The organism is Paeniglutamicibacter sulfureus (genome assembly GCF_030512175.1).
GTDB classification, from domain to species: Bacteria; Actinomycetota; Actinomycetes; order Actinomycetales; family Micrococcaceae; genus Paeniglutamicibacter; species Paeniglutamicibacter sulfureus.
On record NZ_JAULBL010000002.1, the window covers coordinates 1135188 to 1161883 of the forward strand.

Sequence of the window (26696 nt, forward strand, 5' to 3'; positions counted from 1 at the left end):
TGGGAGAATTGGGGGTGGCGGCAGGGAAGTCTCCCGCCCCGAATCCCTTCTTTGATGAAAGAGAGTCATGAGCGAGGAACTTGTGGTGCTGTTGGCAGCCGATGGCACCCGCATCGGCACCGAGCCCAAGGCGAGCGTGCACACCGCGAACACCCCGTTGCACCTGGCGTTTTCCTGCTACCTCTATGACGGGGAGGGGCGGATCCTGATGACCCGGCGCGCCCTGGGCAAGAAGACCTGGCCGGGAGTGTGGACCAATTCGTTCTGCGGGCACCCCGGTGCCGACGAATCCTTTGAGGATGCCATGGTGCGCCGTGCCGGGCAGGAACTGGGCGCCGCCATCGGCGGGATCCGACCGCTGCTCCCGGACTTTGCCTACCGGGCCGTTGATGCCTCGGGCATTGTGGAAAACGAGGTTTGCCCGGTTTTCGCGGCCCGGATAGCCGGGGACCTCGAGCCCAATCCGGACGAGGTTGCCGAATACGCGTGGGTCGCCCCCGCCGACCTGTTGGCCGCGGCCAAGGCAACGCCCTTCGCCTTCTCCCCGTGGCTGCTCGAACAAATCGCCCAGGGTTCGCTTGACGATCCCCTGCCGTAGGACGGCTTGAGGGCCGAAGCCTCCCTTGCCCGGAACACGGGGGAGGGAGGCTTCGCCATTGCCGGAGGCCTTGGGACGGGCACGGCACGCTGCCAAAAGCCGGATTCCGTACGGGCGTATTCCGGCCACAATTTAGTAGGAAGACCTAGTAAATTTTGAAGGTTCCTAGTAGTCTCGCGAATGAATGCAGAGCCCAGCATCACAAGGAGAACTCGGATGAAGATCGTGGTTTTGATCAAGCAGGTTCCGGACACAGCGGAGGAACGCAGGTTGTCCCCGGACACCGGAAGGGTTGACCGCGAAGGCACCGACCCGGTCATTGACGAAATCACCGAAAGAGCCCTCGAACTGGCCCTCACGGTCAAGGACCGAGACAAGTCCACCGAGGTCGTGGTCGCCTCCATGGGCCCGGCCGACGCCGCCAAGTCCATCCGCAAGGCATTGTCGATGGGAGCCGATTCCGGCATCCACATCCTGGATGATTCGCTGGCAGGAGCCGACATGGTCCTCACCGCCGCGACGCTGGCTGCGGCACTGCGCGACACCGGCGCGGACCTGGTCATCGCCGGAAACGAGTCCACCGACGGACGGGCCGGAATGATCCCGGCAATGATCGCCGAACACCTGGGCCTGCCGCTGTTGGGCTCCCTGGTGTCAGCGGAAATCGGAGGCGACGCCGTCGCCGGGGTGCGGCTCTCCGAGGTCGGCACGCAGGAAGTCACCGCGTCCTACCCCGCAGTCCTCACCGTCACCGAACGATTCGAGGAAGCCCGCTTCCCCAACTTCAAGGGCATCATGGGCGCCAAACGCAAGCCGCTGGCAACCATCTCCGCCGCCGATCTCGGGGTCTCCGCCCAGGTGCGCAGCACCGTGCTGGATGTTGCGCAGCGGCCACCGCGCACCGCCGGCCGCAAGATCGTCGACGACGGGAACGCCGCCGCCGAACTTGTCGACTTCCTCGCCGCCCGGCGCCTGATCTAGCAAAGGTCCCCTTCCATGCCAAGCGTCCTTGCCCTCATCGAACTCACCCACACCGGACACGCCACCGCATCGGCGCGTGGCCTGCTGGCGGTCGCCGCCCGGCTCGGCACTCCCGTCGCCGTCACCGTTTCCGCGACCACGCTGCCGCCGGAAACCGTGGCCAGGCTCGGCGAGCTCGGCGCCGCGAAAATCCACGCCGTGGAAATGGCCGACGCGGACACCACCTTGCTCACCCCCCTTGTCGATGCGCTTGCCGACGCAGTGGCCGCCCATGCACCGGAGGCCGTGCTCCTCGCCGCAACGGTTGATGGCCGCGAGGCTGCAGCCCGCTTGGCTGTGCGCACCGGCGGGGGACTTCTGGCCGATGTCGTGGACGCCGCCACCTCCGATTCCGGGATCGTCACCGAACATTCCGTTTTTGGCGGCAGCTACTCCGTACACGCCACCGTGCCCGGTGCCCTGCCCATCATCACCCTGCGCTCGGGCGCCATCGACGAACAGGCAGCGCCTGCCACGGCTGAGGTCAACGTCGTCCGGCTCGAGCCGGGCACCGCGCGTACCGCCGCCATCACCTCGCGCGCCGATGCACCGGAAGAATCTTCCCGGCCGGAACTTCGCGGGGCTGCCACCGTGGTCTCCGGCGGCCGCGGACTGGGTTCGGCCGAGAACTTCGTGCTGGTCGAGCAGCTGGCAGATGCCCTCGGCGCAGCGGTCGGAGCCTCCCGCGCAGCCGTTGACGCCGGATTCATTGCCCAGAGGGCCCAAGTCGGGCAGACCGGGGTGAGCGTGTCCCCGCAGCTGTATTTGGCCCTGGGCATCTCAGGGGCCATCCAGCATCGCGCCGGCATGCAGACGGCCAAGACCATCGTGGCCATCAACCGTGACGAGGATGCCCCGATTTTCGAGATCGCCGATTTGGGTATCGTTGGGGATGTGTTCACGGTGGTTCCGCAGGTGGTCGAACTGCTCAAGTCCCGCTCCTGAGCCACCCCGAACGCACCTACCAACCACGAACACGAGGAACATGAGATGACCGCACGGTCCACCCCCAGGAAACAGGCAGCCAACAAGTGGGTGCGCGCAGGCATCATCGCGGGATCGCTGATCGTCCTGCTGGTCATCGCCGTATTCATTGCCCGCTGGCTGGTCACCCTTGAGGGCGTCAAGACCTGGATGGCCACCTACACCGGGCATTCAGAGCTTCCCGCGGGCACGCCGGTGGGGTTCCCCGCGTGGCTGGGATGGCAGCACTTCCTGAACGTCTTCTTCCTGGTGCTGATCGTGCGCACCGGCTGGCAGGTGCGCACCGTGGCCCGGCCGGCCGCGCACTGGGTGCGCAACAACAAGGGCCTGATCCGCACCAAGGGCGCTCCCGCCCGGATCAGCCTGGACCTGTGGTTCCACCTCACCCTCGATGCCCTGTGGGTGCTCAACGGCATCATCTTCGTCATCGTGCTCTTTGCCACGGGCCAATGGGCGCGCATCGTGCCCACCAGCTGGGACATCATCCCCAACGCGCTCTCCGCCGGGCTCCAGTACCTCTCGCTGAACTGGCCGACCGAGCACGGCTGGGTGAACTACAACGCCCTGCAGGTGCTGACCTACTTCGTGACCGTCTTCATCGCGGCCCCGCTGGCGATCCTCACCGGCCTGCGGATGTCCGGGGCCTGGCCCAAGAAGGCGGTTGCGCTCAACAAGGCCTACCCCATGGAACTCGCCCGGGCGCTGCACTTCCCGGTCATGATCTACTTCGTTGCCTTCACCGTGGTGCACGTGGCGCTGGTGCTGGCCACCGGGGCATTGCGCAACCTGAACCACATGTACGCGGCCAACGATTCGGCCGGGTTCACCGGGCTCATCATCTTCGCCGTGTCCATCGTGGTGATCGTGGGCGTCTGGTTCCTGGCCCAGCCGGTCTTCCTGCGCCCGATCGCCTCGTTGACCGGAAAGGTCGGCAAGTAGCCGAACCCCCCGATTCGCCCCCACCCACCGAAGTGAACCTGACCTCCGCCCACCGCACAGACCCAGGAGCCGAGCATGTTTGAACTCACCGAAGACCAGAAGGCAATCGTCGAGATGGTGGGAGACTTCGCCACCGAGCAGCTTGCCCCGCATGCAGCGGCCTGGGACAGGGACCACCATTTCCCCGTCGACGTCCTGGCCGAGGCCGGGGCCCTGGGCATGGGCGGGATCTACGTGCGCGAGGAATTCGGGGGCTCGGGAATGAGCCGGCTGGACGCAGCCCTGATCTTCGAGGAGCTGGCCAAGGCCGATCCGACCATTTCCGCCTACATTTCCATCCACAACATGGTGGCGTGGATGATCGATCGCTTCGGCAACGACGAGCAGCGAGCGGCCTGGGTGCCGCAGCTATGCACCATGGAGATGTTGGGCAGCTATTGCCTCACCGAGCCCGGAGCAGGCTCCGACGCCGGGGCGCTGGCCACCAGGGCCGTGCTCGACGGCGACTCCTACGTGCTCAACGGGACCAAGCAATTCATCTCCGGCGCCGGATCCTCGGGCGTGTACCTGGTGATGGCCCGGACCGCCGACACCGGAAGCGCCGGAATCACCGCGTTCATTGTCCCGGATGGAACCCCGGGTCTCTCCTTCGGGGCGCTGGAGGCGAAGATGGGCTGGAACGCCCAGCCCACCCGCCAGGTGGTCATGGAAAACGTCAGGATCCCGGTGGGCAACCGCCTGGGCGATGAGGGCACCGGTTTCGGGATCGCCATGAAGGGCCTCAACGGTGGACGGGTGAACATCGGAGCGTGCTCGGTCGGCGGCGGCCAGGCGGCCATGGACAAGTCCGTTGCCTACCTGAAAGAGCGCGAGGCCTTTGGCAAGCCGCTGATCGCACAGCAGGCGCTGCTCTTCGAAATCGCGGACATGGAGACCGAGCTGGAAACGGCGCGGACCATGATTTGGCGGGCTGCGGATGCCCTGGATCGCGGGACGGACGACACCGTGCGCTTGTGCGCCATGGCCAAGCGGGTGGCCACCGACGCCGGATTCAAGGTCGCCAACACCGCACTGCAACTGCACGGCGGCTATGGCTACCTCTCCGAGTACGGGATCGAGAAGATTGTCCGCGACCTGCGGGTGCACCAGATCCTGGAGGGCAGCAACGAGATCATGCGCATGGTCATCGGGCGAATGGCCGTGGAGCGCTAACCCCGCGTCGCGGACGGAGGCCGCCCGCTGCCGCATTCAAGCAATGGCCTCATCGTGATTTCGACCGTCTTGGCGGGGGTCGAAGCTGCGATGGGGGTCCCCAGCGGTCGATATTGCACGTGATTCGGCGAGCCGTGCCCGGCCACGAGTTCCTTGGGACCCGGCCCGCCGAAAAATCGGTGCGGTTACTTCCCTGCCCAGGCAGTGGCTTGGACCTCAACCAGAAGTTCGGGTGCCAGCAGCGGCGCCACGATGGTGGCGCGTGAGGGACGGTGGCCGCCGAAGGTGTCAACCCATGCGCGGTTGTATTCGCCGGCCATGGCGGCGTCGTTGATGTAGACCGTCGTGGTGACGACGGCGTCGAGTCCCAGATCGTAGGCCGCCAGGACGGTCTGCAGGTTCCTGAGTGTCTGCACCGTCTGTGCGTAGATGTCGCCCTTGCCGACCAAGACCTTGTTTTCGTCCTTGGAGACCATCCCTGAAACAAAGACCAGATCGCCTGCGCGGGTCGCGCTCGGGAAGGGACTTGCCTCGGTGGTCATGCCTGCAACGTCGATATTTGTAAGGCCCGCAGCGCCCATGATGCTCCTCTGTTCGATGTGGTGTGGGTAGCAAGGTGCCACCCAGAAAAGACTAGGGCATCGAGCTGGCAGTCACCGGGACCCCAGCGCGGGTCTAGCGCAGGTGGTTGAGAAGCGCCGTGGTGCGGTACGGGATCACATCGCGCAGGATCATGGACGTCGAGGTCCTGGTGATTCCCGGACAGAGGCGGATTTCCTCGCTGACGCGGTAGAGGTCATCCGGGTCCTTGGCAACGGCGCGGATCAGCAGGTCGGTGTCGCCTGCCGGGGCGACGCATTCAAGGACCTCGGGAATCAGGCTCAACGCCGCGATGGCTTCTTCAAGGTGCGATTGGTCCAGCTCCGCGCTGACGACGGCGGAAACTCCGCGACCAACCGAAGCCGGCTTCACGCGGCTGGAGTTCGGGCGCAACGCCCCGGAGCTTGCAAGCCGCTCCATGCGGGTCTGTACGGTGCCGCGCGCCAAACCCAATCTCTGTGCGAGCATCATCGTGGGAATCCTGGGATCCTCATCCAGGGCCAAGAGAATGCGCCTATCCGTATCATCCAGTTGGTACGATTCCGGCGTCATTCCGGCTCCTTCGCCTAGGTTCGGTCAGACTGACCAAGTTGTTCGGTAGCTACCGCTCCATGTTAGTCAAAATGATCAGTGATTCCCAACTGTGTTGCACGGTATGCCCGGTTGTTGCTTTAGTAGTTGTTAGAAGCTCAACCAAGGTCACAAGCTACGGTAGGCAGACCCCCGTAGCGGGACCGGATCCAGGCCGCGCTACAGGTTGGCCCACAAGGTCTCAGGTCGAAACGTAAGAGTGGTCCGCAAAGATTCCAACAACGTGGAGTCATCGCGGACCACTCTTGTTTTTTGTCGGGATACCGCCGCTTCGTTAACCCGAAAAGCGCCGAAGTTATCCACAAATGTGTCGGGTGACGTTTTGCTGGTTGCGGGAGCATGTAGCCTTCAATACATGAGGTTCATGCGTCTAGAAGATGTCGCCGACGAGTTGAATGTAAACCTGCCGCAGGTGCGGTCTTTGGTGCGCAGCGGGGACCTTCCGGCAATCAAGATTGGCGGACGCGGAGTGTGGCGCGTGGAGCGCAGTGAGCTCGAAGCGTACATCCAGCGCCAGTACACGACGGCGCGAGAATCCATAGAGACCGGAACCGCAGAAGGCAACGACGAAGCGTGATGTGGCCGACCGACGATTTTGCACGTGGGCCAAGACGGGTTTAGGCTAAAAATGTTGCGGGTCCAGGCCGCAACGCGGGGCATTAGCTCAGTTGGTAGAGCGCTTCGTTCGCATCGAAGAGGTCAGCGGTTCGATTCCGCTATGCTCCACACATGGCACCCGCCGGAACCTTAAGGTTTTGGCCGGGTGCTTTTGTTTGAACCGGCTGGTTCCAGGACGGGCTCCCAAGCCGTGACCGATACGGCACCGCCGTCAATGATGTCCAGGTCCACCTGCGAACTGTGGCGCAACGTTCCTGAATACGGTGTAACCAGCATGGTTCCGGTGCGCACATCGCCGGCTGCCGCCATCGCGTTCCAGCCAAGATATGCCCGTGCGCTCTTGCCGGGCGGCAGGGTGATGATCGAGACCCCGGGGTCGTCAGTCATGAAGGATCCGCCATGGACCACCAACACCTCTATGGCCCACCCTTCGGCGTTGTTGAAGGCGATGTCGGGATAGGACTCCAAGACGCAAGGCCCGGTCCCGGTATTCGTCAGGTCAAAGCCCATGCCCCGGTGTCCCGTCGCACCCTCGGGTTCGTGCCAAGAGATTGACACTTCTTCGCCCGCGCACCAGTTGTCCTTGGCAGGCTGGAAGGCGTCCGACCGGTCCGGCCAGCCGTATGGTGTCGGTGAGGGAGTGGCCGGCGGCGGCGGTGCAGCCTGCGGGGTCACGGTTTCTTCGGTGTATGTGTACGCGGCGGGGATCGTGACGACTAGTATCACCGCGAGGAGCCCTGCGATCAGCAACGGCATGCCATCGACAGGTCGCCGCACGGACTTCGGGCCCGCGAGCCGTTTCTCGGATTTCATGGCGAGGTTTCCCGCCAAAGCCGGCAGCCAGCCCCAGACGATTCCCCAATAACCTGCCGCCAGCAAAGCGGGCTGGATACCGTCCAACAACCAGGCCAAGCGCGCCGGAGGCCAAGAGGCAACGGCGTAGCCAAGGGAGGACAAGGTCGCCGTGGCGAAGCCCGCAAGAACGATGGACATCCACGTGGCAAGGAATCCGAGAGGTGGCCGACCAGCCCGCATGCCGGCTCCCCGCAGCAGCAGGAGCGTCAACGCCATCACTGCCAGGACAGAAAAAAGGGAAAGCAGGATCGGCCACGGCTGGGCCGATTGCCAGGTTCGCATTGAAATTGTCTCGGGAAACAACATGCGGGTGAATTGGGTCGGCAGGCGGACCTGATGGGCGAGCATCAAGCCGCTGAGCGCTCCGCTGACCAGCCAGCCGATCCCCGCCCCGCCGACGATCCATGCCGTGCCGATCGTTGTTTTTTCGTGTTGTCCCATGCCACTGAGCCTATCCGAGCCGACTCGCGGTTCGAATGACCCCTCGACGCTGACTGGTGTGGATCTGTCACCAATGAACTTCCGATCCGCCGAAGGATACTTGCGAGACATTCGGGCAGACGGAGCCCATCATCTTTGACCTCAACTGGCGCAGACGGACTTCATGCCGCCGGATATGGTCACACGCCATCGCGAGTCACGCAGGGACGTGCCGGAGCACCGACGGCAGGATGCCGGCAGTCCGCTCACGGCCATGTCGGCCGTGGGAATTGCCCTCCTTTCGATCGCGACGACGCCCAATGTCCCGGAGGCTTCGGGGCGAGGCGCCAAGACTTTTTCGGAGGCAAGGTTAGGACGACCCGTGTACCGTAAGCCCTATGGGGCGGTCCATTTTGGGCTGCTCCACATAGGAAGAGAACAAGACGCATGGGCTTTAAGAACGAACTTACACTGGGTGTCATTGGTACTTCGAACAAGGTGGACGAGAAGCGTTTGCCGATCCACCCATCACATTTTGAACGGATTGACCCGCGTTTCAAGAACCTCCTCACGGTTGAAGCCGGATACGGGGCGGCTTGCGGCATGGACGACGAAGAACTCGCACCTTTCGTCGGAAGATTTGCCACCCGCCAGGAAACCATCGCCGGCAGCGACATCGTACTTTTGCCCAAGCCCCAGGTCTCGGATCTGATGGAAATGCATGAGGGGCAGACGCTGTGGGGCTGGCCGCACTGTGTCCAGGACACTGCGCTGACGCAGCTGGCCATTGACAAGAAACTGAACGTGATTGCCTTCGAGGCCATGAATCACTGGGGCACGGACGGCGGCTTCGGGCTTCATGTGTTCCACAAGAACAATGAGCTGGCGGGCTACTCGTCGGTCATCCACGCCCTGCAGCTCTGCGGCCTGACGGGTGACTATGGGCGCAGGCTATCGGCGACCGTCATTGGGTTTGGCGCCACCGCCCGTGGAGCGGTCACCGCCCTGCGGGCCCATGGCGTCCACGATGTGCGCGTCCTGACGAGTCGGTCTGTAGCCGCGGTCGCTTCACCCATCCACTCGGTCCAAATGGTGCAGTTCGACCACGACGGCGGACCGAATCTGAGTGAGGTCATCACGGACGAGGGACGATTGCCGCTGGCGCCGTTCCTGGCCGAAAGCGACATCGTGGTGAACTGCACGCTGCAGGACCCGAACGCCCCATTGATGTATCTTCAGACCAAGGACCTTGCGGCGTTTTATCCGGGCAGCCTGATCATCGATGTTTCGTGTGACGAGGGAATGGGTTTTGAATGGGCCAAGCCCACGACCTTCGCCCAGCCGATGTTCACCGTTGGCCGGAATATCAACTACTACTCGGTTGATCACAGCCCCTCCTATTTGTGGAATTCCGCAAGCTGGGAAATAAGCGAAGGCCTGTTGCCGTTCCTAAATTCGGTAATGGACGGACCGACGGCCTGGAAAGAAAACGAAACGATTGCTCGGGCCATCGAGATTCGTGACGGCGTGATCCAGAACCCGGCCATCCTGGAGTTCCAAAACAGGTCTGCGGAATACCCGCATATGATGGCAAAGAACTGATTCCCGGGACAGGTTTGGGAATGCGGAAGCAGCGGTAACCGCCCGGCAGCCGTGGCACCAGGAGGCGATGACATGGGTACCCTCTTCTCCGAGAGTTTTCTGGACCGACCCAGGCGGGAGCTTGCTCCCGGCGCTTATTGGATTCCCGATTGGTTGAGCCCGGAGGAGCAGCGCTGGCTGGTAGCACGGTTCCACGAATGGGGGCGGGGGCCCGTGCCGCCGCGTGCGGCAAAAATCGGCGCCCATGAAATGTCGGTGCAGACCGTCTGCCTGGGTTGGCACTGGCGTCCCTATGCGTATTCGCGCGAGGCCATTGATGTCAACGGCAATAGGGTGCTGGATTTTCCTGACTGGATGGTCCGGCTTGGCCGCAAGGCGATCTTCGCTGCGACCCGGGATGCTGCAGCGGCCGAGCAGTACACCCCGGACACTGCGCTCGTGAACTATTACGGGGCCGAATCCAGGATGGGCATGCACCAGGACCGCGACGAACGGTCGGTCGCACCGGTGGTCTCAATCTCCATCGGTGACTCCTGCCAATTTCGGTTCGGAAATACGCGGAGCCGGAACAAACCCTACGAGGACATCCTGCTGGCTTCGGGAGACCTGTTCGTGTTCGGGGGGCCAGCCCGCCTTGCCTACCACGGGGTCACCAAGATCCTGCCCGGCACGGCGCCGGCCGACTGCGGGCTTGAAACGGGACGCATCAACATCACCATGCGGGTCACGGGCTTGCCGGACGGCTAGTGCGGCCGGCCCTGTCCGTATTTATTGCCCGGGTAGATTCACGACCGTTTGAACGGCCAGATGGTCGCTGGGCCCGGCTTCGACATTGGTGTTCGAGGTGACTTCCAAGCCGCGGACCAGGACATGGTCAAGTCGCATCATGGGGAAGGGCGAGCGTGGCCACGTGAAGCCAAGGAGCCCGTCATCCTGATTGGGCTCGTCGAGAATCGAGGAAATCTTCTTGAAGGCGCGGTCGGTGCTAGTTGCATTGAAGTCACCCACGGCCATCATGCTTTCCTCGGGATCGGCCTGAACCACGGCTGCCAACTGTTTCAGCATTTCGTCGCGATCGAAGTGGTCGTTGGGACGCGCCGAGGCGGCATGGATGACGTACAGCCGAAGGCTCCCGGAGGCTGCATCGACCTGTGTTGAGAGGGCACGCTTCCAGCCCAGGCCCAATTCGAGTGGTTGGGAGTTCGTGAGTGGGTACTTGCTCCACACTCCCACGGTGCCCACCACGAAGTGGTGTGGATACACATCCTCCAGGGCGGAGCTGACGCGCTGGGCGCTGCCGGCATCGAGTTCCTGCAAGGCAATGACGTCGCTTCCGTCCTCGGCCAGTTCGAGAGCCGATTGCGCGGCACCCCCGGTGCCTGCCTTGATGTTCTGACTACTGAGCATCAATGTGGCGGCACCCGTCCGGGGAGCGGACCATGACAGCGGAACAATCGCTGGGCCAAAGATGACAAGCCAAGTCAAAACCGGAACCAGGAGCACGACCAAGGAGGTCCGGCTACGGGACGCCAAGGCGAGCAGGAGCAACGCCGGTACCGCCAGGCCCATCCATGGTGCGGCGTTGTCAAGGAGCAGACCCAAGCCCAGGAAATCGGGAACCCGGGCGTGGAACGCCATTAGCGTGGCACTTGCCAGGGCGCCAATAATCACCAGAAAACGCAGGAACCGATGGGCACGCGATCGCCGGCGTTGCGTACTTTTCACAGCGCGGGACCGGGCAGAATAATCAGACATCGCTACCAAGGGTCGCACATGGGCCTGATGGAAGCGTGAACCGGGGCTGTGATTCGGCCAAGGATTTCCTGGGTGCACCCGGATTGGATCCGGGCAAAGTGCGGGCTGGCTACCGACCTCTCGACTACGAGGGCTCAAGGTGAGATTCTAAAACTAGAAATCCTAATGGCTACTCCGATTTTCCGGACCTGGCGGGTCTTGCTGGGTGGCACCATTCTGACAGGAGACGAACACCATGAGTGAAGCGGCAATGGCTGGATCGACGACGCAAGGTGAGCTGGGGACCGTGGTGATTGGTGGCGGTCTTGCCGCAGCGCACTGTGTCCATGCGTTGCGCGAGGGCGGCTACACCAAGCCGATTACACTCATCGCCTCCGAGAACGAAGTTCCCTATGAGCGGCCTCCGTTGTCCAAGGAATACCTCCAAGGCAGAAAACCCGCCCAGGAGCTGCCGCCCTTCACCGCCGACTGGTACGTAGAGGCTGACGTGGATCTCCGCCTGGGCGTCACCGCCGAATCCATTGACGTTTCCGCCAAGAAGGTCGAGTTGGGCGGCCCTGTATCCGTGGGTTATGAAAACCTCGTGATCGCCACAGGTTGCCGTTCCCGGTTAGGTGGTCGCAACGCCAACATGGAGGGGTGGGACCTGCCCGGCGTGTACACGCTCCGGTCGCTTGAAGACGCCAAACGGCTCAAGGAGCAGCTGGTGTCCGGCAAGAATCTGGTCATCATTGGCGCAGGATGGATCGGCATGGAGGTCGCAGCCTCGGCGCGCGCCGCCGGAGTGGAGGTCACCGTCATTACTCCGGATCCAGTTCCCCTTGCTACGGCGATGGGCTCCGAATTCGGTTCCCATGTGGCACAGCTCCATGTCTCCAACGGCGTCCAATGCCGATTCGGGACCGCCGTCAGCGGGATCGCCTTGGACCCCGATAAGGGATTGGCCGTGCAGACCCCGACCGGTGACATCCGCGCGGACTTCGTGCTTCTGGCCATCGGCGCGGTGCCGAACAACGAACTTGCCGTGGCCGCCGGACTCGAGATCGGTACCGGGGTCGTGGTCGATGAGCACCTGCGCAGCAGCAACCCGGACATCCTGGCCATCGGCGACATTGCCGAGGCCCGCAACACCGCCCTGGGTCGAGCCATCCGGGTCGAACACTGGGACAACGCCATCCGCCAGGGCAAACTTGCGGCAGCCACCATCCTCGGACGCGACGAATCCTACGATTGGCTGCCGTACTTCTTTACCGACCAATTCGGTTTGGGCATGGAATACGTCGGCGACCGCGGAGCCGATGACGAAGCCGTCGTGCGCGGTGACATGACCTCGGGGGAGTTCATCATCTTCTGGCTGCGCAAGGGCGTGATCACCGCCGCCATGAACGTGAACATCTGGGATGTCAACGACCACCTTCGCACGATGATCGGGAAGAACATCCCCGTTGCCACCCTCCAAGACACAGACAACGACCTGATGGCGCTGTAGCACCAAGTCAGCGGTCCTTGGGTCGGCAAGCGGCGGGAGGTCCCCGACGTCGTGAGGGGGTGGAGTATCCGCTGAAACGGTCGTGGCCGTGGGCATGCTCACGAACATCCCTGTCAGCGCCTGTGGCGACGTAGGCTTGAGGAGGCGGCGACGAGGCCAATGCACCGCGCACTGCCGCCTACCCTCCGCTGAGCCATTGAAAAAAGGTACCCGTGAATTCCGACGTAACTGCCCTGGGCAACAGCCGGTCGAGCAGCAGCACCCAATTGTCCGGACGGCAACTGTTCCTGGCGGTCGTGGCGCTTGCCATGGGCGGGTTCGGGATCGGCACCACGGAATTCACCATCATGGGCCTGCTGCAGGAAGGTGCAGCGGACCTAGGTGTCAGCAACGCACAGATGGGTCTGCTGATCTCCGCCTACGCATTGGGTGTTGTTGTCGGCGCCCCGATTCTGACCGCATTGGGCGCCCGTGTCGCCCGCAAGACCATGGTCCTGTGGCTCATGGCGTTCTTCACCCTCGCCAACCTCGGCTCGCTCTTTGCCGCGAACTACGAATGGATGCTCGTTTCCCGGTTCCTTGCCGGTCTCCCGCATGGGGCCTACTTCGGCATCGCAGCCATCCTGGCCGGCACGTTGGTGCCCGCATCGATGCGGGGTCGCGCCATAGCGTGGGTGATGATGGGTCTCGCGGTCGCCAACGTGATCGGCGTACCGGTGGTGACCTTCCTGGGGCAGAATCTGGGCTGGCGCTGGATGTTCGCAGTCGTCGGTCTCGTCGGTGCCTTGACGTGGGTCGCCATTCGCATGTTCGTGCCGTTTTCCCCGGCACACCAAGGCGCCAGTATCCGCAGGGAACTCTCGGCACTGCGCAGTGGGCAGGTCTGGATGGCCATGTTGACCGGCATCGTCGGCTTTGGTGGATTCTTTGCTGTGTATTCCTACATCAGCCCGATCCTCACCGATGTCACGGGGCTGCCGATCACGGCCGTCCCGCTGGTGTTGGGCCTTTATGGGGTCGGCATGGTGGTCGGTTCGCTGATCGGCGGACGACTGGCCGACTGGTCCGTACTGGGAGCCATCTATGTGGCAACAACCGCCATGGTCGTGTTCATGACCGTGTTCGGCCTGGTATCCACCCATGCGGTGCCGGCACTGATCCTCGTCTTCATCCTGGGCGGAACCGGATCGTTGCTGATTCCTGCGCTCCAGGCATTGCTCATGGACTCCGCACCACACGCCCAATCACTGGCCGCCTCACTGAACCACTCGGCACTGAACGTTGCCAACGCGCTTGGTGCGGCGCTGGGCGCCGCCGTCATCGCCGCCGGATTGGGATACCGCGCCCCTTCATTCCTGGGTGCCGGCCTCGCCTTGATCGGCCTGTTGCTGGCCTTGGCCACGGGATGGCGTGCCAAGCGACTTTCGTCGGCGGCAAGCTAGCAGGTTCGCTGTTATTGCCTCACGCTATGCGTCGCCGGTTGCGGCACGAAATGTCGCAAGCTTGCGCTCCGTTGCCTCGTGGGACTGTTCCATCAACAGCTTCATGGTGCCCACGACGTCGACGCTGCGGTCCACCAGCCACTGTTGTTGCAGTCCATCGGCCGTGGCCAGGACCATCCGGGTCATCGCGTGGAAGTACTCGAGTTCCTCGGCCGATGGCTTGGGCTTGTCGGCATAGTAAGAATCTTCGGACAACTTCAGCAGGCGGGCATTTCGTTCCTGGAAATACGCAGCTGCGGGATGTGCGGGATCCGCGGCAGCTGCCGCCATGGTGACATACAGGGCAATCAGCCCCGGCTCGTTGGGACCCTGCCCCAAAATATCCTCGAAGCGACCCTCTTGTTCGGCAATGGTTCCGCTGATTTCATTGCGGGCGTCGCGCTCGCGCAGTATCTGGACGAGCAAGTCTTCCTTGGAGTCGAAGTAGTGCATCACACCGGCCAGGGACAGGTCACAAAGGCTTGCGACCTTGCGTAGCGATGTTCCCCGGTAGCCCTCGACGGCGAACACCTCCAGCGCGACATCTAGAATTTCGGCGCGTTTAGCGATGCCCTTTGCGTATGAACCACGAATTGCCATGTTGATAGAGTAGCGAGATTTTGGGCCATCTCTTACTAACCTGTCATGCACTGGTATTGGGTACCTATCCTGACTTGCAACGACGCGGTCAAATACTCTCGTCGGCCCTCGGGGGCGGTGGATGCTCCCCGCCGCGTGAGGACTGGTCGACATGTTGTGCCAGATCACTCTCGATGCCTGTGATCGATGTCATGTTCGGATGGGCTGTCGTTGTTTTTCCGCATGCTTTCGCGCCTATGGGGCGCCTGGTGGCGACGTTTTCAGGGGGAACGGCGCCAGTGCTCCACGCTCGATTGGCGCATGGGGCACATCGTGCTGTAGATTGTTATCTCGGTTCGGCAGCCTTTCGAGAAAGCCTTGAACTGATCCTTTTCGGGGGTATGGCGCAGTTGGTAGCGCGTCTGCATGGCATGCAGAAGGTCAGGGGTTCGAATCCCCTTACCTCCACGAAAGACAAAAGGTCTCAAACATTGCGTTTGGGGCCTTTTGCGTTGCCTGCCTATGAGGGGGCTCAGCCGACCGCGCGGTACCCCGAAAAGCCCATCATCGCGCGCAGCCAAGTTACCAACGGTTCGAGCCCTGTATGCGGGTTGTCGTCATCCCCGACGGTAAAGACCGGTACTTCACCACGCATATTCCTGGGCAACAGGCGAAGAATGCGATCGGTATCTCCCATTCCGGTCAGCAGCAGCGCCACGGGCCGGAATCCGAAGACGGCGTTGACCAGCGCCAGTCCATGCATGCGTGAGAAATGCAGCGGACCTACCAGGACCACTCCGTCAAAGTAGATGAGCTCATGTGCGGAGGAGCTGGCGACCTTGAGGATTTCGCTTCGTATTTCGCGGGAGTGGAGCTTCTCGGCCAGTTCAGCGGCGCGCAACTTGGCCAGAGCATCACGTTGATAGTAAACGATTGCCACGCGATCCATGGGAATCCCTCATTCCTGCGACGAATGCCTTCCACAGGCGGAAAACCCGCAGATCATTCCTCTTCTTCACGCTATTCCTGGATCCCGAAAATTGGCTGGGAGACCTGGTTCGCGCACAGGACCAAGACGTTACCTTTGGCGGATGTTTTCAGGGTTATCTGAACGATTTGGGAACGAGTTGGCACAACAGTTGCCGCGGCAAACATGCAGCCCCATACTTTCCCCAAGAGCCTTCTTGGGGAAGCAAAATCAGAGAGATCATTGGGATGCTGTGGCATTGGGGAAAAAACAATCTTGTTCGAAGTGCGTGCGGAATCTTCGTGGCCGTGGGACTGGTCATTTCGTCGGCACCGACGTTGGCAGCCGAAGCGCGCCAAACGCCCGCGGTCCGAGGCGCGATTCAGGTCGAGGGCGCAGCTTCGACTTCGGTCATGGTGGCAACGGCTTTGCCGGCCAAGGTCAAGACCACGGCCAACCTCAACCTGCGAACGGGGTCGAGTACCGCCCATAGGAGACTTGTGACTATTCCCAAGGGCACCACCGTCAAGGTGACAGCACGGGCAGCCAACGGTTGGTACAAGGTCGGCTACGCGGGACGGACGGGTTGGATCAGTAACAAATACGTGAGCATTGTGCGCTCCGCAGCACCAGCTCCTGGCCGACTGCCTGCCACGGTGCGGACCACGGCAGGGCTCAACCTACGCACCGGACCAAGCACGGCCTATGCGGTTCTGGTGACCATTCCACGGGGCACCACCGTGAAGGTGTCGGCGCGTGCCTCCAACGGATGGTACAAAGTGGGCTACGCGGGACGGACGGGCTGGGTCAGCAACACCTATGTAACTACCAGCACGGGTTCCGGCTCTTCGACTTCGGCGCCCCGGGCTCCACAATCCACGGGTCCGAACCGCACCTCTCGCGTGGTCTTGACCTTCGACGACTGCCCGCGCACGCTCAGTTCCTTCACGGCCACCATCAAGTATGCCGCTGACCACAACATGGGTCTGGTTATTGCCCCCACCGGCAATTGCCTTTCATCCTTCAGGGCCCGTTATGGGGTGGATCTGGCTGCCTTGGCCCGTGCCAAGGGTCAATGGGTCATCAACCATTCGGTGAGCCACCCCGACTTGCGGCGCCTGAGCTGTGCGGCTGCTGCCGCCCAACTCGGCGGCTCCGGGGTGCGCACCAACTTTGGCCGCCCGCCATTTGGCGCCATTGATGCCAGTGTGAGGTGCGCCTACGATCGGGTGGGCATGGCCATTTGGACGTGGTCGCGCGACACCCTGGACTGGAGTGTGAAATCCAAATCCATCACTGTGGCGCGCGCCTCTGCCGCCCGGCCCGGGGACACCGTCCTGATGCACATGCAGTGGCAGGGATTCGCGCCTGATTCGCTACGGCAAATCAAGGCAAATCTTGCCAAGCGCGGCGTCGGGGTCTGCCGCGCCTACCACGGGTCCGACGGCGTCGGTGTGGTTGCCCGGACCCCGGTGAGGCTGCCCGCCTCACTGCCTTGCTAGACCCTAAACGCGGCGAGGCGGCCGAGGTATTCGGTCACAGGGGCCGTGCCCCGGGCCCAGGCACCACGGCGAAGATTTTCGGGTGCCTGGCCTGAATCAGGGGAGGGCACGAGCCCCTAGAAAAGAGTAGCCTCGGCCTCGGGCAGGATGCCTTCGTGGCGCAGCAGGAACTCCTTGGCGCCCAGCCCACCGGCATAGCCGGTCATTGACCCATCGGCACCGATGACCCGGTGGCAGGGGACCACGATCGCAATGGGGTTGCGCCCATTGGCGGTTCCCACGGCGCGTGTCAGCTTTTCATCCCCCAGTTCCAGGGCCAGCTGGCCATAGCTGCGGGTGGCACCGAAGGGGATCCGAGCAAGGCGCGCCCAGACCCGCTGCTGGAACTCGGTTCCCTGCGCATCCAGTGGCACCTCGAACGATGTCCTGGTCCCGGCAAAGTATTCGGCCAACTGGCCGGCGCAAAGGGCGATGCCCGGATCATCGGCCACGGAGGACAGCCGCTCGCCCAACACCCTGGAGTCCAGGGGGTGGGCGTGGTTTTCCATGTAGATGCCGGTGATCCCGTGGCGGGAGGCCACGATCCGCAGTCCTCCAATGGGGGAGTCCATCAGGCCATGGCGCAGCACGCGTCCGCTAGTCAAGGATCTGCCCCAGCGCTGTCTCGAAGTCGGGGTACTCGAACTCGAACCCGGCCTCGGCGAGCACGGTGGATGTCACGTGTCGTCCTGTGGTGCCCAGCGCCGGGTCGGTGTTCAACACCACGGCGCCCGCTGCCAGGACCGGGCGCGGGGTCGGCAGCGCAAACCTGCGCAGTGGCCCCGGTGCGACCTTGGCTCGCAGTGCCTCCATCATCTCCCGGTTGCGCACCGGGTGCGGTGCCGCCAGATGGATGACGCCGCCGGGTAGCGAGAGGTTCTCCTCCAACCCCAGGGCCGCGCGAATGACGCGCAGCCAGTCGGCCAGGTGGATCCAACTGACCCATTGTTCCCCGCCGGCAACCGGGCCGCCCAGGCCGACGCCGGCCAGCAGGGACAACCGGTCGACCAGCGGGCTTTCCTGCTCGAAGACCAGGGAGGTGCGCAGGATGTTCAGCCGTTCGGCGTTGGCCCCGACTACTGCCTCTTCCCAGGGCCGGGCCACCCCGGTCATCTGCGGCAGGGCCCGTGCGCCGGAGGGCAGCGCCGATTCCTCGGTGAGCCGTTGCTCCCCGGCGTCGGCGAAGATCGCGGTGGTGCTCGATTGCAGGAATGCCGCCAGCGGGGCGGGTGCCGCACGCGAGGCGTCCACCAGGGCGCGGGTGGAATCGACGCGGGAGTTGCGCAGCAGGGCAACGTTGGATTTGGTGGGCGGCAGGTCCACCAATTCCCCGGCCAGGTTCAACACCGCGGTGTTGCGCCCCGCGCGGTACAGGCTGGTGGACCACGGGCCCTGGGTTTTCCCGTCCCAGCGGATCTGGGTGTACGGGCTGTCGGGACGAACGCTGCGGGTGAGGATGGCGACCTCGTGGCCGCGGCAGAAAAGGTCGGCCGCGGCGCGGGCACCCAGGAACCCGTGGCCCCCGGCAATCACGACGCGCAATTGTTGCGTTGCCGCCCCGCCGGCAAGGGTGTAGAGGCGGGCACAGTTTTCGGCGAAGTTTGAGGCGATCGGCCGGGCGGCCGTCCGTTCGAAAACCGCTGACGCGGCCCCGGAGACCGACACACACTGGGTGAGTTCGGTGCCGCCCTTGACCTTGCGCAGGGACCAGTTCACCATCAGGTGGCCGCCGGGCTGGGGCTGGCGCCAGGTGATGGAGGTGCCCTCCCTGACGCTGGTAACCACGGCGGGAGGTGCGGTGGCCGAATGGACCTTGCCGATGAGCTTGCCCGCGGGGACCAGGTCCAGCAAGGTCCCGGCAGTTGCCGGCACCTCGTGTGGCTGCAGGCCCGCGATGGCCCGGTGCCATTCGGGAACCCGGGCCGGGTCGCGCAGCACCTCCCACAGGGCCGCGGGTGAAAGTGCGAGGAAATGGGTTTGCGTGCGCTGCCATGCCATGGTTCCAGCTTAGCCACCCTTGCGGTGCGGCCACTACCGCGGTGGTGCCGGTCGGGAAGGCTATCGGCTGACGGACGGCGGCATGTTCACCCGGGTTCGACGGATGTTGGCGCGAGGAGCATCTGCAGCCGATCCCTGGTCGGCGTTCCGGGCACCGGCGCGTACATCACCAGGTGCAGTTCCGGCGCGTCCGAGGGCACCAGCCGGTGCTGCTCAAAGACCAGCTCGCCGGCGACCGGATGCAGGAACACGCGCTGCCTGGAGGCAAACCGCTCCACGCCGCGGTCGGCCCAGAGCTTGGCGAACTGCCCGCTGGCTTCGGAGAGCCGCTTGATGAGGGTCGTGTGGGCAGCGGAGCCGAGTCGGGCGCCGGCCTCGGCACGGAACTCGGCCACAAAATGCCGCGAGGTTTCTTCCCAGTCGGGCAGCATCTTGCGCAAGTGCGGGTCGGTGAAGATCAGCCAGAGCAGATTGCGCTCCGCCGGGTCCACGGCGGCAATGCGCGCGTAGAGACCCTCGTAGGCATGGTTCCAGCCGGCGATGCCCCAGTCCGGGGCCACCACGAATGCCGGAAAATCGAAGGTTTCGAGCAGCCGCTGCAGGTGCTCGGGTGCCTGCTCGACGGTGCTGACCTCGGTTGGGGGAACGGCCGTGTATCCGCCCAGGGCCAGCACATAGGAAGTTTCGGCGGCAGTCAGGGCGAGCACCCGGGTGATGGATTCAAGCACCTGGCGGGAGGCATTGATTTCCCTGCCTTGTTCCAGCCAGGTGTACCAGGTGACGCTGACCGCGGCGAAAGCGGCAATCTCTTCCCGGCGCAGTCCCAGCATGCGGTTGCGCCCGATCGGCGGCAGGCCCAGCTCGGCACGGACGAGGTTGCCGCGCCGATCCCGCAGGAACTGCCCCAGTTCCTGTCTTCTTCCATCACTCATGGAACCTAAATCTATCACTCCCACTACTAGTATTAGCAGCGTCTTCCACCGCAACCGCGTTGCTGGTTGACTGGTCCAATGCCTGAATTACGTTCACGAACAGTCACCCACGGCCGCAACATGGTCGGCGCCCGCGCCCTGCTTCGCGCCGCCGGCGTCAAGGGTTCCGATTTCGGAAAGCCGATCATCGCCGTGGCGAACAGCTTTACCGAATTCGTCCCCGGCCACACCCACCTGCAGCCGGTGGGCCGCATCGTCTCCGATGCCATCATCGAGGCCGGCGGAATCCCGCGCGAGTTCAACACCATCGCGGTGGACGACGGGATCGCCATGGGCCACGGCGGCATGCTCTACTCGCTGCCCAGCCGCGACCTGATCGCCGACTCCGTCGAGTACATGGTCAACGCGCACTGCGCCGACGCGCTGATCTGCATCTCCAACTGCGACAAGATCACCCCCGGCATGATGATGGCCGCCATGCGGCTGAACATCCCCACCGTGTTTGTCAGCGGCGGGCCGATGGAGGGCGGCACCGCCGTGCTGGTGGACGGCACCGTGCGCAAGCGCCTGAACCTGATTTCCGCCATCGCCGACGCAGTCAACGACTCCGTCTCGGACGAGGACCTGCTGAGCATCGAGGAAGCCGCCTGCCCCACCTGCGGATCCTGCTCGGGAATGTTCACCGCCAACTCGATGAACTGCCTCACCGAGGCGCTCGGCCTGTCCCTGCCGGGCAACGGCACCACGCTGGCCACGCACACCGCCCGCAAGGAGTTGTACGAGGACGCCGGCCGCGCCATCGTGGACATCACGAAGTCCTACTACTTCGACGACGACGAGTCCGTGCTCCCGCGCGCCATCGCCGGGCGCCCCGCGTTCGAGAACGCCATGACCATGGACATCGCCATGGGAGGGTCCTCCAACACGATCCTGCACCTGCTGGCCGCTGCGCAGGAGGCGGAGCTGGACTTCACCCTCGATGACATCGATGCGATCTCCCGCCGCACCCCCTGCCTGACCAAGGTCGCCCCCAACGGCGAGTACCTGGTTGAGGACGTCCACCGCGCCGGCGGCATCCCCGCCATCCTGGGCGAACTGGACCGCGGCGGAATGCTCAACCACAACGTCCGCTCCGTGCACGGGCCGGACCTGCGGTCGTGGCTGGACGATTGGGACATCCGCGGCGGCAAGGCCACCGAGACGGCCATCGAGCTCTTCCATGCCGCCCCCGGCTGCGTGCGCTCCGCCGAGGCGTTCTCCCAGTCCGAGCGCTGGGACACCCTGGACCTTGACGCCAAGAACGGCTGCATCCACTCGATGGAACACGCCCACTCCGTCGAGGGCGGCCTGGCCGTGCTGCGCGGAAACATCTCCCTGGACGGGGCCGTGGTGAAGACCGCCGGCGTTGACGAATCGATCTTCAAGTTCTCCGGCCCGGCGGTCGTCTTCGAATCCCAGGACGATGCCGTCACCGCGATCCTGAGCAAGGAGATCGTCGCCGGCGACGTCGTCGTGATCCGCTACGAGGGTCCGCGCGGCGGACCGGGCATGCAGGAAATGCTCTACCCCACCTCGTTCCTCAAGGGACTGGGGCTCGGGGCCAAGTGCGCGCTGATCACCGACGGGCGCTTCTCCGGGGGAACATCCGGACTGTCGATCGGCCACATCTCGCCAGAGGCGGCTGCGGGCGGCGCGATCGCGCTGGTGGAGAACGGGGACACCATCTCCATTGACATCCCGGCCCGCTCCATCACGCTGGAAGTCAGCGAGGACGAACTCGCCCGGCGCCGCGCGGTGCTGGAATCCACCATCGGCTACCAGCCGCGGGACCGCGACCGCGTGGTCTCCCCGGCGCTGCGTGCCTATGCCGCCTTCGCGCTCTCGGCGGACAAGGGCGCGGTGCGGCACGTGCCGCAGATCGTGCAGAAGCAGGCAGTCCTCTCCTAGGCAAGCAGGCAGGTAAGCGAGGCCGGACCCCAAGCGGGGTCCGGCCTCGCTTGTCTACGCCTGGGTGACGAATTCGGCCAACGCCGCGAGCTGGGCCGAACGCACGGCCGGATCCAGGTACATCATGTGCCCGGCGGCGTGATAGTGGTGCGTGAAGCGGGTCCGGACCGCGGCCGGGACCTCGAGGTGCGCCCACACGTACTCGGCGGCGAAGTGCGGGGTGGCCCCGTCGTGGTAGCCGTAGTCGACGTGGACGCGCATATCGGGGATGTCGATGAGCAGGCGTTCCAGGTCCCGGGTCACGTCGATCGGCTTGCCCTCGAACCCGCCGTAGCTCCAGGGGTGCACCCGTCCGGTGAGCACCTCGTAGGGCAGGTCTGATTCGTAGCCCAGTTCCGCGCGCACGTAGTGGTTGATGGCCGCGGCATAGGCGGGGGTGATGGCGCGCAGCGACGGGTCGTCCCAGGTGTGCGATTCCTGCAGGCGCGGGGGCACGCCGGTGAAACGGCCGTCGATGCGACCGACCATCAGCCCGTTCTCGCGCAGCAGCTCGGTGGCGAACTCCATGTACTCCCAGCGCAGGTTGGTGCGGCGGATGAAGGCCTCGGAGAGCGTGGTGAGTTCGGCCAGGTGCTTGACCACGGAGTCGTACTTGCGCTTGGAGAGCCGGTTGCCCAGATGCAGCGCCACCACGTAGTCGCCCGAGGCGTAGTCCTCGGCGTCCCGCACCACCTCCTGCAGGGGGCGGTTGCCGTGCCGGCCGTGGTAGTGCGCGATGGCCGCGTAGGTGGGCAGATGCAGGGCGTAGGGGGTGTCGTTGCCCGGGGCGAAGTCCAGCGTGGAGAGGTTCAGCACCGTGGAGATCAACCCCAGTCCGTTCACCGCCAGGCCGTGGGCCTCCTGCAGGCGCCTGGCCACCGCCACGGCGCGCATCGTGCCGTAGGACTCGCCGATGAGGTACTTGGGGGAGAGCCAGCGCTGGTTGCGGGTGATCCAGAGCCGGATGACCTCGGCGACCAGGTCGCGGTCGGACTCGAAGGCGTGGAACTCGTCAATCGTGCCGCCGGAGACCACGCGCGAGAACCCGGTGTTCACCGGATCGATCATCACCACGTCCGCGTGCTCGAGCAAGGACTCCGGGTTGTCGATGACGCCGTAGGGCGCGGCAGCCATGCTGCCCACGTCTCCGGAATCAACGATGCGCGGACCCAGCAGGCCCATGTGCAGCCACAGGCTGGCCGAACCGGGGCCGCCGTTGAAGGCGAACACCACCGGCCGGCGGTTGGCCGCGGGCGGGCCTGCCGGCTTCTTGGCGCGGGACTTGGCCGCCTGCCCGGCAACGGGTGCCTCCTCGGTGTCCGCGGTGTAGGACACCAGGAAGATCTCCGCCTTGGCGTTGAATCCGTCGGTCTTCCCCTCGGCGTCCTCCTCCTTGCGCAGCACCATGCGCCCGGTGGTGCTGGTGTAGCGCAGGCCGGAGGCCGTGCGATGGCTCCGGGTGACAAAGTCGTCCACGACATCGGGCTTGGGCGTGGCTTCGGGCGCGGTCGGGGAGGTTGCGGAAACATCAGGCATGCCAAGATCCTACCCGCGACGGTCCCTCGATTTGCGGTGGCCGCCATAAGAGGGAGCGGTCGAAGCATTGCCGCCGGCAGGCGAGCGTGTTCGCCGGTGTCCTGGGCGGTGCGGATCTTACCAAGTCAAAAGAAAGTCCCCTCTTCACCGAAACCGGTGAAGAGGGGACTTTGTTGCGGCTTGAGGCGAATGTCAGGAAACCACGTAGGGAGCGTTCTCCTCGACTTCATTTTCCATTGCGGTGAACTCTTCCTCGATGGTCGCATTGTGCTTGTACGTGGCACGCGAGACCAGCACGGCGACGACGAGGTTCAGCACGAAGCCCGGAACGATTTCGTACATGGCAGAGGAGAGCACGTCGATGTTGCCCCAGACGAAGACCGTGACGGCACCGGTGAGCATGCCTGCAAGCGCACCGGTGGAGGTGAGCTTGCGCCAGTAGAGGCTCAGCAGCACGATCGGTCCGAACGCGGCTCCGAATCCTGCCCAGGCGAAGGACACCAGATCCAGGATGCTGGAGTCCCGGTTCAGGGCCAGCGCCGCGGCGACGATTGCCACGACGAGCACGCCGGAGCGGCCGAGCATGACCTCGCGCTGGGGGCTGAGCTTCTTGCCGGCAATGTTGTACAGGTCCTCGACCAAGGCCGAGGAGCACACGATCAGCTGCGAGGACATGGTCGACATGATCGCGGCCAGCACCGCCGCGAGCACCAGGCCGGCAACGAAGGGGTGGAAGAAGATCTGGCTCAGCAGCAGGAAGACGGTCTCCGGGTCGGTGATTTCCTTCTCCGGGCTGTCGGCGAAGTAGGCGATGCCGACCAATGCGGTGACGATGGCGCCGACGGCGGTGAGCACCATCCAAGAGATGCCGATGCGGCGGGCGGTCTTGGCCTCGGACGGGGAGCGCAGGGCCATGAAGCGCACGATGATGTGAGGCTGGCCGAAGTAGCCCAGGCCCCAGGCCGCGGTGGAGAAGATGGCCACTGCCGCCAGGAACCCGTTGGTGGTGTTAAAGCTGGAGAACAGGTTCAGTGCCTCGGGGTTCACGTCCTTGATCTTGGAGCCGAGGTCCCCGATGTTGCCCATCTGGAAGATGGCGACAATCGGGACGGCAATCAGTGCGGCGAACATGAGCAGGCCCTGGGCCACGTCGGTGAGGGTGGCACCGAGGAATCCGCCGAAGAGCGTGTAGAGCAGCGTGACGCCGGCAACCACAAAGAGGCCGGTGAAGTAGTTCCAGCCGAAGGAAGACTCGAAGAACTTGCCCGCTGCCACCATGCCGGAGGAAACGTAGAAGGTGAAGAAGGCCAGGATGATCACCGATGCGGCGATGCGCAGGAAGTGGCTGTTGTCCTTCAGCCGCTTCTCAAAGAAGCTCGGGATGGTGATCGCGTTCTGTGCGACGGCCGTGTAGGAACGCAGCCGCGGGGCGACGAACTTCCAGTTCAACCAGGCGCCGATGGTCAGGCCGATCGCGATCCAGGCTTCGATCAGCCCGTTGAGGTAGATCGCGCCGGGCAGGCCCATCAGGAGCCATCCGGACATGTCCGAGGCACCTGCGGACAATGCCGCGACTCCCGGCTTGAGCCCGCGGCCGGCGAGCATGTAATCGTCGATGTCGTTGGTGCGCTTGAACGCAAAGTAGCCGATGGCCAGCATTGCTGCGAGATACACCGCAATGGCTATCAGCTGGAATGTTGAGTCGGACATGTTGTGGACCTCATGAAGGTTGGGCGAGCCGGGGAAGGGTGATCCTCGGCGTGTTTTGCTGCCGGGGGCATGGTTGCACTGCCCCGTGGCACGTGCCGTTCGTTCGCAACCGACCTCGAGTATGACAGGAAAATTCGATGCCGTGTGGCCGCTCTCACCCCGGCGTTACCTGTTTGTGACCTAACTTACAGCCTCCGGGTCGACATCCGTGGGCGCCGGAAGAGCGGCCGCCTGGGCATGCAGGGCGTTGCGGACTGCGACCAGCCCCGGGTGTTGGGTGGAGGAGTGGCGCACCGAGGTGAAGATGGTGCGTTGCGGCGCCCCGGGCAGATCGACGATGCGCAGATCGCGCTTGCGCGCGGCCCAGACCAGGTCCGGCAGCAGGGCCACGGCGTTGCCGGATTCGACCAGCCTGACGTGGGCCTGCAGGTCGGCGGTCTCGTAGCGCACGTCGGGTTCGAACCCGGCCATGCGGCAGGCCTGTTCGGCCCAGTGCCGCGAGGCCGCGCCACGCGGTTCCATGACCCAGGGCAGGCCGGCGGCGGCCTCGATGGCAGTGACATGGTGGAACTCGGCAGGCATCGCCTCGTCCCGCGCCGGCAGGGCCAGGCGGATGGCATCGTGGGCCAGGATCTTGCGGTCCAGGGTGGCATAGTGCGGCGCCGCATGGCCGGGGTACTGCTCCGCGACGACCAGGTCGAAATCCCGCGCCCACGTCTCATGAAGCGCCGTTTCCGGTTCGTGCTGCACCATTTCCACGCGCAGGTGGGGGAAGTCCTGGCGCAGCTCGCGCAGCACCGAGGGGATCAGCGAAAGTACCGCGGTTTGGAAGACCGCCAGGCGCACCGTGCCGGCCACGGCCTGCTGGGTGGAGGCGAGGTCTGCCTCGGCCCGTTCCATGGAATCAAGCAATTCGTCGGTGTGTGCCACCAGCACCTCGGCCTGCGGGGTCAGTTGCAGGCGCCGCCCGACCTTGCGTAGCAGTTTCACGCCGGTCTCCTTTTCGAGCAGTGAAAGCTGCTGGGAGATCGAGGAGGGGCTGTAGCTCAGCGCGTCGGAGACCTCGGCGATGGTGCCGCGGATGCTCAGTTCGCGCAGCAGTCGCAGGCGTCGGATTTCCAGCATGGTCGGCTCCCGGGTGGGCCGGGTGATCCCTGTGGATCACGGTGGTTGGTGACACCCCAGAATACATTGGTAAAACCGAAGGAAAACATTCGGCTTTGTTCACTTTTGCTGAAGGGATGAAAAGGGTCATACTGTCTGGTGAACCCCGCCTATCAATG

General features: G+C 64.2%; 24 protein-coding genes and 2 tRNA genes. 14 read left to right on the forward strand and 12 right to left on the reverse strand.

Translation table 11 applies throughout. The features are described 5' to 3' along the window. Positions 1–67 precede the first annotated feature (67 nt). The 5 genes from idi (at position 68) to Q2T94_RS11915 (ending at position 4753) form a co-directional block, all read left to right on the forward strand. Complete coding sequence (idi, locus tag Q2T94_RS11895) at positions 68–598, forward strand: isopentenyl-diphosphate Delta-isomerase (RefSeq protein ID WP_264270179.1); 531 nt, start codon at positions 68–70, stop codon at positions 596–598. A 216-nt stretch (positions 599–814) separates the two neighbouring features. Then, on the forward strand, positions 815–1579 hold the full coding sequence (locus tag Q2T94_RS11900) for an electron transfer flavoprotein subunit beta/FixA family protein (RefSeq protein ID WP_302264542.1): 765 nt from the start codon (positions 815–817) through the stop codon (positions 1577–1579). Positions 1580–1594: 15 nt separating this feature from the next. Continuing rightward, positions 1595–2563: an electron transfer flavoprotein subunit alpha/FixB family protein gene (locus Q2T94_RS11905; protein WP_302264543.1), complete on the forward strand. Its 969-nt coding sequence runs from the start codon at positions 1595–1597 to the stop codon at positions 2561–2563. A gap of 45 nt (positions 2564–2608) precedes the next feature. Beyond that, positions 2609–3541 (forward strand): cytochrome b/b6 domain-containing protein, encoded by a 933-nt coding sequence (locus Q2T94_RS11910; RefSeq protein ID WP_302264544.1) that lies wholly within the window; start codon positions 2609–2611, stop codon positions 3539–3541. 75 nt (positions 3542–3616) lie between these two features. Beyond that, on the forward strand, positions 3617–4753 hold the full coding sequence (locus Q2T94_RS11915) for an acyl-CoA dehydrogenase family protein (protein ID WP_302264546.1): 1137 nt from the start codon (positions 3617–3619) through the stop codon (positions 4751–4753). 185 nt (positions 4754–4938) lie between these two features. On the opposite strand, the gene Q2T94_RS11920 is transcribed toward Q2T94_RS11915, so the two are convergent. Further along, positions 4939–5334 (reverse strand): RidA family protein, encoded by a 396-nt coding sequence (locus Q2T94_RS11920; RefSeq protein WP_302264548.1) that lies wholly within the window; start codon positions 5332–5334, stop codon positions 4939–4941. Between the two features lie 94 nt (positions 5335–5428). Continuing rightward, positions 5429–5905, reverse strand: coding sequence for an Lrp/AsnC family transcriptional regulator (locus Q2T94_RS11925; RefSeq protein ID WP_302264549.1), 477 nt, complete (start codon positions 5903–5905; stop codon positions 5429–5431). Between the two features lie 403 nt (positions 5906–6308). Here Q2T94_RS11925 and Q2T94_RS11930 point away from each other — a divergent pair, with 403 nt between their 5' ends. Together Q2T94_RS11930 and Q2T94_RS11935 are read left to right on the forward strand one after the other, a co-directional pair. Beyond that, positions 6309–6521: a helix-turn-helix domain-containing protein gene (locus Q2T94_RS11930; protein ID WP_264270243.1), complete on the forward strand. Its 213-nt coding sequence runs from the start codon at positions 6309–6311 to the stop codon at positions 6519–6521. 76 nt (positions 6522–6597) lie between these two features. After that, positions 6598–6670: transfer RNA gene (locus Q2T94_RS11935), tRNA-Ala, on the forward strand. A 21-nt stretch (positions 6671–6691) separates the two neighbouring features. On the opposite strand, the gene Q2T94_RS11940 is transcribed toward Q2T94_RS11935, so the two are convergent. Then, on the reverse strand, positions 6692–7858 hold the full coding sequence (locus Q2T94_RS11940; protein WP_302264552.1) for a DUF4232 domain-containing protein: 1167 nt from the start codon (positions 7856–7858) through the stop codon (positions 6692–6694). Positions 7859–8284: 426 nt separating this feature from the next. On the opposite strand from Q2T94_RS11940, the gene Q2T94_RS11945 reads away from it, so the two are divergent. After that, positions 8285–9439, forward strand: coding sequence for a N(5)-(carboxyethyl)ornithine synthase (locus Q2T94_RS11945; RefSeq protein WP_302264553.1), 1155 nt, complete (start codon positions 8285–8287; stop codon positions 9437–9439). A gap of 72 nt (positions 9440–9511) precedes the next feature. Further along, entirely contained in the window at positions 9512–10186 is a 675-nt protein-coding gene (locus Q2T94_RS11950) for an alpha-ketoglutarate-dependent dioxygenase AlkB family protein (protein ID WP_264270188.1), read from the forward strand. A 21-nt stretch (positions 10187–10207) separates the two neighbouring features. Here Q2T94_RS11950 and Q2T94_RS11955 read toward each other — a convergent pair whose 3' ends face one another. After that, positions 10208–11077: an endonuclease/exonuclease/phosphatase family protein gene (locus tag Q2T94_RS11955; RefSeq protein WP_302264554.1), complete on the reverse strand. Its 870-nt coding sequence runs from the start codon at positions 11075–11077 to the stop codon at positions 10208–10210. Between the two features lie 352 nt (positions 11078–11429). Here Q2T94_RS11955 and Q2T94_RS11960 point away from each other — a divergent pair, with 352 nt between their 5' ends. After that, complete coding sequence (locus Q2T94_RS11960; protein ID WP_302264555.1) at positions 11430–12683, forward strand: NAD(P)/FAD-dependent oxidoreductase; 1254 nt, start codon at positions 11430–11432, stop codon at positions 12681–12683. A gap of 308 nt (positions 12684–12991) precedes the next feature. Further along, positions 12992–14125 (forward strand): MFS transporter, encoded by a 1134-nt coding sequence (locus Q2T94_RS11965; protein WP_302266412.1) that lies wholly within the window; start codon positions 12992–12994, stop codon positions 14123–14125. 24 nt (positions 14126–14149) lie between these two features. Here Q2T94_RS11965 and Q2T94_RS11970 read toward each other — a convergent pair whose 3' ends face one another. After that, complete coding sequence (locus Q2T94_RS11970) at positions 14150–14764, reverse strand: TetR/AcrR family transcriptional regulator (RefSeq protein WP_302264556.1); 615 nt, start codon at positions 14762–14764, stop codon at positions 14150–14152. 374 nt (positions 14765–15138) lie between these two features. Between Q2T94_RS11970 and Q2T94_RS11975 the strand changes: the two genes are divergently transcribed. Further along, positions 15139–15211: transfer RNA gene (locus Q2T94_RS11975), tRNA-Ala, on the forward strand. Between the two features lie 64 nt (positions 15212–15275). Here Q2T94_RS11975 and Q2T94_RS11980 read toward each other — a convergent pair. After that, on the reverse strand, positions 15276–15692 hold the full coding sequence (locus Q2T94_RS11980; RefSeq protein ID WP_302264557.1) for a hypothetical protein: 417 nt from the start codon (positions 15690–15692) through the stop codon (positions 15276–15278). 431 nt (positions 15693–16123) lie between these two features. Here Q2T94_RS11980 and Q2T94_RS11985 point away from each other — a divergent pair, with 431 nt between their 5' ends. Beyond that, a complete protein-coding gene (locus tag Q2T94_RS11985; RefSeq protein ID WP_302266414.1) occupies positions 16124–17212 on the forward strand; it encodes an SH3 domain-containing protein in 1089 nt (362 codons plus the stop codon). A gap of 116 nt (positions 17213–17328) precedes the next feature. Here Q2T94_RS11985 and Q2T94_RS11990 read toward each other — a convergent pair whose 3' ends face one another. The 3 genes from Q2T94_RS11990 to Q2T94_RS12000 all read right to left on the reverse strand — a co-directional run bounded on the left by Q2T94_RS11990 (position 17329) and on the right by Q2T94_RS12000 (position 20181). Beyond that, the gene (locus Q2T94_RS11990; RefSeq protein WP_302264558.1) at positions 17329–17856 is read right to left on the reverse strand and encodes a methylated-DNA--[protein]-cysteine S-methyltransferase; all 528 of its coding nucleotides are present in this window, start codon (positions 17854–17856) and stop codon (positions 17329–17331) included. Continuing rightward, the gene (locus Q2T94_RS11995; RefSeq protein ID WP_302264559.1) at positions 17849–19249 is read right to left on the reverse strand and encodes a DUF1731 domain-containing protein; all 1401 of its coding nucleotides are present in this window, start codon (positions 19247–19249) and stop codon (positions 17849–17851) included. Before Q2T94_RS11995 ends, Q2T94_RS11990 begins: the two co-directional genes overlap by 8 nt. Before the next feature lie 86 nt (positions 19250–19335). Then, entirely contained in the window at positions 19336–20181 is an 846-nt protein-coding gene (locus Q2T94_RS12000) for a helix-turn-helix transcriptional regulator (RefSeq protein ID WP_302264560.1), read from the reverse strand. A gap of 78 nt (positions 20182–20259) precedes the next feature. Between Q2T94_RS12000 and ilvD the strand changes: the two genes are divergently transcribed. After that, positions 20260–22128: a dihydroxy-acid dehydratase gene (ilvD, locus tag Q2T94_RS12005; protein WP_302264561.1), complete on the forward strand. Its 1869-nt coding sequence runs from the start codon at positions 20260–20262 to the stop codon at positions 22126–22128. A gap of 54 nt (positions 22129–22182) precedes the next feature. Here ilvD and Q2T94_RS12010 read toward each other — a convergent pair whose 3' ends face one another. From Q2T94_RS12010 to Q2T94_RS12020, 3 genes are all read right to left on the reverse strand, one after another. Then, positions 22183–23703 carry a S10 family peptidase gene (locus Q2T94_RS12010; protein ID WP_302264562.1) on the reverse strand — a complete coding sequence of 507 codons (1521 nt, stop codon included), beginning with the start codon at positions 23701–23703 and terminating at the stop codon, positions 22183–22185. A gap of 192 nt (positions 23704–23895) precedes the next feature. Next, a complete protein-coding gene (gene putP / locus Q2T94_RS12015) occupies positions 23896–25413 on the reverse strand; it encodes a sodium/proline symporter PutP (protein WP_264270199.1) in 1518 nt (505 codons plus the stop codon). A 180-nt stretch (positions 25414–25593) separates the two neighbouring features. Then, on the reverse strand, positions 25594–26538 hold the full coding sequence (locus tag Q2T94_RS12020; protein ID WP_302264579.1) for a LysR substrate-binding domain-containing protein: 945 nt from the start codon (positions 26536–26538) through the stop codon (positions 25594–25596). Between the last annotated feature and the right edge of the window lie 158 nt (positions 26539–26696).

Excerpts from the sequence above, each read along its gene's own strand:
- Q2T94_RS11940 (WP_302264552.1), bottom strand. The coding sequence starts at position 7,858 with ATGGGACAACACGAAAAAACAACGATCGGCACGGCATGGATCGTCGGC.
- Q2T94_RS11970 (WP_302264556.1), bottom strand. The coding sequence starts at position 14,764 with ATGGCAATTCGTGGTTCATACGCAAAGGGCATCGCTAAACGCGCCGAA.
- Q2T94_RS11995 (WP_302264559.1), bottom strand. The coding sequence starts at position 19,249 with ATGGCATGGCAGCGCACGCAAACCCATTTCCTCGCACTTTCACCCGCG.
- ilvD (WP_302264561.1), top strand. The coding sequence starts at position 20,260 with ATGCCTGAATTACGTTCACGAACAGTCACCCACGGCCGCAACATGGTC.
- idi (WP_264270179.1), top strand. The coding sequence starts at position 68 with ATGAGCGAGGAACTTGTGGTGCTGTTGGCAGCCGATGGCACCCGCATC.
- Q2T94_RS11960 (WP_302264555.1), top strand. The coding sequence starts at position 11,430 with ATGAGTGAAGCGGCAATGGCTGGATCGACGACGCAAGGTGAGCTGGGG.
- Q2T94_RS11945 (WP_302264553.1), top strand. The coding sequence starts at position 8,285 with ATGGGCTTTAAGAACGAACTTACACTGGGTGTCATTGGTACTTCGAAC.
- Q2T94_RS12000 (WP_302264560.1), bottom strand. The coding sequence starts at position 20,181 with ATGAGTGATGGAAGAAGACAGGAACTGGGGCAGTTCCTGCGGGATCGG.
- Q2T94_RS11905 (WP_302264543.1), top strand. The coding sequence starts at position 1,595 with ATGCCAAGCGTCCTTGCCCTCATCGAACTCACCCACACCGGACACGCC.
- Q2T94_RS11950 (WP_264270188.1), top strand. The coding sequence starts at position 9,512 with ATGGGTACCCTCTTCTCCGAGAGTTTTCTGGACCGACCCAGGCGGGAG.
- Q2T94_RS11925 (WP_302264549.1), bottom strand. The coding sequence starts at position 5,905 with ATGACGCCGGAATCGTACCAACTGGATGATACGGATAGGCGCATTCTC.
- Q2T94_RS11915 (WP_302264546.1), top strand. The coding sequence starts at position 3,617 with ATGTTTGAACTCACCGAAGACCAGAAGGCAATCGTCGAGATGGTGGGA.
- Q2T94_RS12010 (WP_302264562.1), bottom strand. The coding sequence starts at position 23,703 with ATGCCTGATGTTTCCGCAACCTCCCCGACCGCGCCCGAAGCCACGCCC.
- putP (WP_264270199.1), bottom strand. The coding sequence starts at position 25,413 with ATGTCCGACTCAACATTCCAGCTGATAGCCATTGCGGTGTATCTCGCA.
- Q2T94_RS11985 (WP_302266414.1), top strand. The coding sequence starts at position 16,124 with ATGGTGGCAACGGCTTTGCCGGCCAAGGTCAAGACCACGGCCAACCTC.
- Q2T94_RS11900 (WP_302264542.1), top strand. The coding sequence starts at position 815 with ATGAAGATCGTGGTTTTGATCAAGCAGGTTCCGGACACAGCGGAGGAA.
- Q2T94_RS11920 (WP_302264548.1), bottom strand. The coding sequence starts at position 5,334 with ATGGGCGCTGCGGGCCTTACAAATATCGACGTTGCAGGCATGACCACC.
- Q2T94_RS11930 (WP_264270243.1), top strand. The coding sequence starts at position 6,309 with ATGCGTCTAGAAGATGTCGCCGACGAGTTGAATGTAAACCTGCCGCAG.
- Q2T94_RS11955 (WP_302264554.1), bottom strand. The coding sequence starts at position 11,077 with ATGGCGTTCCACGCCCGGGTTCCCGATTTCCTGGGCTTGGGTCTGCTC.
- Q2T94_RS11965 (WP_302266412.1), top strand. The coding sequence starts at position 12,992 with ATGGGCGGGTTCGGGATCGGCACCACGGAATTCACCATCATGGGCCTG.
- Q2T94_RS12020 (WP_302264579.1), bottom strand. The coding sequence starts at position 26,538 with ATGCTGGAAATCCGACGCCTGCGACTGCTGCGCGAACTGAGCATCCGC.
- Q2T94_RS11980 (WP_302264557.1), bottom strand. The coding sequence starts at position 15,692 with ATGGATCGCGTGGCAATCGTTTACTATCAACGTGATGCTCTGGCCAAG.
- Q2T94_RS11910 (WP_302264544.1), top strand. The coding sequence starts at position 2,609 with ATGACCGCACGGTCCACCCCCAGGAAACAGGCAGCCAACAAGTGGGTG.